At 33.0% G+C, this 885-nt stretch carries 1 protein-coding gene; it reads right to left on the bottom strand.

Annotated features, from left to right (window positions below; all coding sequences use genetic code 11):
- Positions 1–66 precede the first annotated feature (66 nt).
- Entirely contained in the window at positions 67–753 is a 687-nt protein-coding gene (locus MSI_RS13510) for an ABC transporter permease (RefSeq protein ID WP_192807780.1), read from the bottom strand.
- Positions 754–885 lie beyond the last annotated feature (132 nt).

Genomic DNA, 885 nt, shown 5'->3' on the forward strand with positions numbered 1-885 from the left:
GAGAAATATATTGTTTTTTTCTATAAATTAATGATCGAATTCCAAGATTAAGCTGAAAGAATTTCATTATCTGGCTCCTGTCATAGCAGTTACAGGACTTGTTATTAGTGCTGTATGAACAGGATAAATCCATGCAAACATTCCTAGTATTGATGAAACTAAAAAGCATTTTGCAAGATTTGATGCTTTAACAACAGTTACAAGTGTGTTACCGCCAAAAAGTTGAATTAAAAAGGCATTTGTAAAGGTAATATGAAGATCATTCACAATGTGGCTTAAAATAGCCCCAAAAATGAGTCCCAAAAAGCCAGCTGTTAGAGCAAGTAGTAAAGTTTCAGACATACACTGTAGGCTTACAAAGAGTTTAGAAGTACCTATAGCCCTCATAGTTCCTATTTCCTGAGTTCTATCAAGTATATTAACAACAAGAGTATTATTAATAATTATGAATCCAGCAAAAAGAACTACAATAATACCAATGTTTAGTATAAGTCGCAGAAAATAGAGATACATTGCTGTACTTCCAGCAGCGCTTCTCCAGTTTACAGCTTCTACATTCCAGCCGTTTCGACGGAAGGTTTTATTAAGTTTTTTGATAACAGATGAGATATTAGAATTATCTTCTACATCACAGATTATAAAATTCCAGGTAGTATCATCTGGAATAGAATATGTTGTTTCAAATCCAATATTTTCTGTTATATTTATTGGGTTTACTTTATTTTCTAAACGAGCTTGCAGATTCAACTTCACCTGTGATAAAATCGTCAGCATCTTCAAAAAGAGAATCAAGATCGAAATCAGACAATAGATTTTCAGTTTCGTCATCAAGTTCAATATCATCGCTTGCAAACATTGTATCCATTCCAAGTAATTCGCGTGCAG

The organism is Treponema sp. JC4, from assembly GCF_000260795.1.
In the GTDB taxonomy this organism is placed as follows: domain Bacteria; phylum Spirochaetota; class Spirochaetia; order Treponematales; family Treponemataceae; genus Treponema_D.